This window comes from Pseudoalteromonas sp. BZA4 (assembly GCF_040104395.1).
In the GTDB taxonomy this organism is placed as follows: Bacteria; Pseudomonadota; Gammaproteobacteria; order Enterobacterales; family Alteromonadaceae; genus Pseudoalteromonas.
Map to the genome: position 1 here is coordinate 1 of NZ_JBECOT010000125.1, position 3,115 is coordinate 3,115.

3 protein-coding genes are annotated in these 3,115 nt (G+C 35.3%); all 3 read right to left on the minus strand.

Annotated elements, in window-relative coordinates; all coding sequences use genetic code 11:
* Positions 1–102: 102 nt before the first annotated feature.
* The gene (locus ABMY41_RS21585) at positions 103–456 is read right to left on the minus strand and encodes a hypothetical protein (protein WP_349276234.1); all 354 of its coding nucleotides are present in this window, start codon (positions 454–456) and stop codon (positions 103–105) included.
* A 14-nt stretch (positions 457–470) separates the two neighbouring features.
* Complete coding sequence (locus ABMY41_RS21590; RefSeq protein ID WP_289097600.1) at positions 471–1,127, minus strand: hypothetical protein; 657 nt, start codon at positions 1,125–1,127, stop codon at positions 471–473.
* A gap of 749 nt (positions 1,128–1,876) precedes the next feature.
* Positions 1,877–2,728: a GNAT family N-acetyltransferase gene (locus ABMY41_RS21595; RefSeq protein ID WP_289097598.1), complete on the minus strand. Its 852-nt coding sequence runs from the start codon at positions 2,726–2,728 to the stop codon at positions 1,877–1,879.
* Between the last annotated feature and the right edge of the window lie 387 nt (positions 2,729–3,115).

The window sequence follows — 3,115 nt, forward strand, 5'->3', positions numbered from 1 at the left end:
AGGATCTGTAATTGAATTAAAATGTTTCAGAAAAGTAGTGCTCATATTTATGCGACCAAGTAATTATTATGCCTTGATCTGATCACTACTTGCTCTATAAGTTCAATTTATAATGATCTTGCCGTGAAAAAATCTTAGTCCATTTTGTGATTTGCTATACAAATTGCGACGAATACCCCCATAATACATATCTTTATAGCCAGGATTGAATGAAGCTAAATTTAAAGCATCATTCGCATTAATAGATATTGAATGAGACAAAGCTAAGTTACCATGACCAATACTGACATCGTTGATACTATACGAAATCATCCCACTAACCATATCTACATGTTTTCGGTCAGTAGCTGTGCATTCTGGCTTACCTAATTTAGGGCCATTGTAAGTAGAGGCTAGAGCTCCATTTAATAATAACAAAAAACAAACTGCGGTAGATTTTAACAAATAATTATTCATGACTTCTCCTTGATTTAATTACAGCTTCCAATGCTTACATTTTTTCTGTTTCCAGCATCATCGTATTCAAATTCCCTTGCGTCATTTAAATTATCTACTGCGCAAATTAACCTACCTAACTCATCGTATTTATACTCAATAAAAGAGTTAGTTGCTAACGACTGTAAGCTTATATTACTTAAAGAAATACCTCCCGCATCATCTTCACCACTTGCCGTACCAAAAAATCGAACATTTTTATTGCCTGGATAAAAATTAAAACTAACGGATTGTGTAACCCACTCACCATTACTTAAACTATTTTTAGCAGCATCTATTTTCCAAACCTCCCTCCATTTTCCTTTATGAAAAACTTCAAGACCAAAAACTCCTTGTTCTACATTTTTTGTTTGATAGTCAAAACTAATGGAACTACTAGCAACTCTATTTTTTTGCAGCAATGCCATATTTTCTTTGATATCGCTTACATTTAAGTTTTTCAAAAAAAAGGATTTATTTTCACCCCCTGATTTTAGCTGTTTACCATCTAGTTGAGGTTTGAGGATAAATAAGGACTTACCCGTATTATTAAACCCCCAATAACTATGACCTTTACCAGTAAAATCTTCTGCATTAGCACTAGTAAAAGAAAAGAGAAAATATAATACTATTGAAATATATAACTTAGCCATATTGATCTCCCTTTAAAAAATCTCATCAAATATAACAATCTTATTTTAGAACACCATTAAAAAAAGAGACAGAATAAATACAAAAACCATACTAAATAACTTTTTTACAAGAAGCGAATTGGAACTTTTCCTGACGCAATATATTAAATACTATAAGGTTAAATTTAATTGGAAGCTCATGAACGATTATACTCCTTCACGCTTATCACTCAGGGCAAGAGCATGAATAAACATTATAAATTCAAGAACTATTCAAGTTAGACCGTGCTGCACATCTCTTTATTTTGCTTGACTAGCATGCTTTAATGACATTTTTCAGCTTTTAATTGATTAAAGGCGATATGTGTAAGTCCAGCGAACACTGATGCCGCTCCTTCACGCCTAATACGGCAATCATCTTCTTTGAAACCAAAATCTAAACGTCAGTGTAATCCCTTTTCAATTTGCAGGTGCTGTCTGGATGATAACGCCAACTTTTCTGCAAGAGACTATTGCATCAATCGTTTTTGCGTCTATCCAATGAACCATTTCTGGTAATTTTTCTAAATCAGGGCTCACTGCAATAGAAATAACCTCATTATCTGAGACAATGGATTACATACTCTTTAGTAAGGTTTAATTGGGGGAAACTTGCTCAATTAATGCTAGAAATGAAAGAATTAGAACTACAGAGTTTGATGTGCTTTTTTATCATTTCAAATTAAGTTTATACGTTATGGCATAGTTATCAGTTAATTTCTAAATCTAACTCAGCCGATTTCAAATGAAGTCACGCCAAAAATACGATTTAATGGCAAGCTCGGACATTCGCCGGTATACATTCTGGCGGTTTCAAATGACACCTGCATGTTGTACTTCTGTGCTAAAGCAACAGCAGCTTGATTGATTTCTGGCGTATCAAGGAAAATAGCGTCAGAGGCACCCACTTTAGATTTTAAAGTTAGAAATAGAGATTCAGCCATTTCTGGTGAGTCGGCAAATAGAGGGCCAATTTTAAAGCCATTCTGACATTTGCGAATAACGCCGTATCCTGCCAATTCCCCATTTTGCATTACGCCAAACGCATCGCACTGGGGTTGGCTTAACCAGGCTTTAGTAAAGTTTGCCCTGTTTACCGGGAAAAAAGCCTGTTCGTATGCGTCAATAATTTCGAATGGCACAGCATTAAGATCTACAATATCTGCATTTTGCGGTGACCTACCACCGCCTACTCCTGCAAAACGGATATTGCGATAAGCCAGATTAAAACCAGACTTTTTATAGTTTTCTTGCTGTTCCACCACGCCATCAAGGCCAATATTCAACCCTTTAAGGCGCTTTAACGCGGCATTCCAAATTTGCATTCCGTAACCTTTGCCACGGTAATCAGGTTTAACAATGTAAAAGCCGATAAAGCCAAATGCATCGTGGTAATTAATGGCAGAAATTGTAGCAATAGGCTCATCGCCAAGAAAACCAACAAGAAATCCTTCAGGATCAGCGGCAAAATAACACTCTGCATCATTAAGGCCTGGATTCCAGCCTTCTTCTGCAGCCCAATCAATCATGAGTTCAACTTCCTTTTTGGTCATGATTTTGATTGTAAAGTGTTTACTCTGCATCTGCTTTCCTTAAAAAGCTTTTTTATTGTGACCGATAACTTTAAGTTCAAAGTTAATTTTCTTAATATTTCACAAAGCAAGTTAAGCTATTTATATTTCGTATAGTTAAAATAACTAACATTACCGCCAAATAGGTTCAATCTAAATCTATTTAAATAAATTTAATTTGATTAAGATTTTTTAGAAAGCAACTTTATGAAAAGCAACCATACATATAGATACCAAGCTAGATAATGTAATTATGGCAAAATTACTAATCTTGTAAGCGCGAATTCAACCCCGAAGTGCACCACTCGCTAAATTAGGCCGCATTGCGTAATTCGTTAAACACAACGACAGGCTGTTTGTAACCTAGGCACTTTCTAGGTCTGGCGTTTAGCGCACGTT

Excerpts from the sequence above, each read along its gene's own strand:
- ABMY41_RS21590 (WP_289097600.1), bottom strand. The coding sequence starts at position 1,127 with ATGGCTAAGTTATATATTTCAATAGTATTATATTTTCTCTTTTCTTTT.
- ABMY41_RS21585 (WP_349276234.1), bottom strand. The coding sequence starts at position 456 with ATGAATAATTATTTGTTAAAATCTACCGCAGTTTGTTTTTTGTTATTA.
- ABMY41_RS21595 (WP_289097598.1), bottom strand. The coding sequence starts at position 2,728 with ATGCAGAGTAAACACTTTACAATCAAAATCATGACCAAAAAGGAAGTT.